At 43.4% G+C, this 1,965-nt stretch carries 1 pseudogene; it reads right to left on the bottom strand.

Going from position 1 to position 1,965, the window contains the following annotated elements:
- Window positions 1–1,965, bottom strand: a pseudogene (locus tag DYD21_RS21180) (hypothetical protein); the annotation flags it as partial.

Here is a 1,965-nt window from a genome sequence, read left to right as displayed (position 1 = left end):
ACCATCGTCATTTCCCAGCGAGAACGTAATGGGCTGGCTGACATGAGTTCCCAGTCCCGACATGGAACTGTTGGTCACTTCCAGGGTATATGCTCCCTCATCCGATGATCCAACACTGGATAGTTCAAGTACAGATGAGGTTTCCCCGGAAAGGGCCTTCCCGTCCTTTACCCACTGGTACCGATTGCCTGAGTAGTGATACTCACTCATATCAATAACGACCCTCGAGCCGGACGGCTTTCTTACCGTCCTTGATTTGCCAAACGGCTTTTGATTATCTATTCTGTACGAACCGCCAAGTGCAGATTGCAGATCACCGTACGAAGGTCCAATATCCACAAACGTAAAGCGGTTTGTATGAAACCAGTATCTGTTTACATCAATATGTTTGCCCCAGTCGGGCACCCTCCCGGAAAAATTATTTCCGTCAAACCTGAACTCTGTGCCGCTACGCCAGTTTCCATCATCATCTTGAAAAAGCGTGGCCCAGCTATCCGGGATCTCACCCTCAAAATTATTATTTTGTATCTGGAACCAGTTCATACCATCAGTAGCCCACTCTTTGTCAGGTAATTCACCGCTAAAATTATTTCCCTGTATTCTAAATGTCTTTAGGCTGCTGTTATCCATAGCGCCTTCAGGAAAAGGCCCTGAAAAATCATTAAATGAAATATTAAAAGTCATTTGACTAATCATATTGTGCGCCCAATGAGGAAACTCTCCTGACAAATTATTACTATGAACTTCAAAAGCTGCAACACGATACCTGCCACCGGAGTTTTGCGCAGGGAAGACAGCATCTGGGACCGTAGAGGGCATTTGACCAGAAATATTGTTACCAGAAATATTAAATTTATTTAAACGTGAATTATTACCATTAAATATGCTCTCCCAAGGGAATTCACCCGTAAAATTATTTCTAGCAATATTGAAGTAGAATACCTCAGTAAGGTTTTGAAAAACAGGTACCTCACCTGAAAGGTCATTATCATAAACTGCAAAATTAACTAACTCATCCCACCCAAGCATACCAGGTGGAAGCGGCCCAAATAGACTTAAACGTGTTGATCCTGCAATTCGGAAATATCTCATTTTTGTCATATTCCCCCAAGAACTTGGTATTTCACTGTACAAGGCATTTTCAACGTTTCGTGGCCGGTCAATAAAAAGCCCCTGCAATTCAGTGAGATTTCCCCATTCAGATGGAAGTGTACCTTGGACAAACTGGTGACTAAATTCAAATATTTTTAAACCCGTTATACTTCCAATTTCAGGCGGTAATTCCGTTTTAAACCTATTTGTGGCTGGCACATCTTTTCCGTTAACAGAATATGAAAAAGGATCATCACCTGTGCTTGTATGCATATGCGATGACTCCGCCCATAAACGCTTATTATCCATATCAAGCTCCCAGTGATGTCCGGCTAGAGATAGCCTTTCCAAATCACGCATAAACCCTAACTCGGGGGGTAAAGACCCATATAGAAAATTCTGCTTCACATTAAACTTTCTCACTTTTTTCAGATTCCCAACTTCTGCGGGGATCTCACCCACAAGATTATTACCCGTTGTAAAGAGTCTGTTACCCGAATAGACTTCCGTAGTGATTTTTTGCATATCTACCTCGATCACGCGACCGTTAGAATCTGTAGTAACCCCCACAGCATTCCCCATAGTATTGGGAGTCATATTTTCCCACCCCGTTTTATCTGTCCATGGCTTTCCTGCATTTTGCCATGAAGACGTACCACCACGCCTATTAAATTTTACCCACCAGATATCCCCGTTAATCATATACATATACGGGTAGGTCGCATTGCTGTGATGAGGCAAATCATTTGAACTGCGAAGAGTGGGCAGATCACTGCCCTGGGTCGAATGATAAAGCGCCTGAAGTGCCTGAAAATCCCCCTCCACACTGTCCATATTCTGGGCCATCACACCACCCGACATTACCAAAACCGC

This window comes from Rhodohalobacter sp. SW132 (genome assembly GCF_003390325.1).
GTDB lineage: Bacteria > Bacteroidota > Rhodothermia > Balneolales > Balneolaceae > SW132.
Note: the sequence above shows the minus strand (reverse complement) of the source record. Positions and strands in the feature narration are given on the sequence as shown.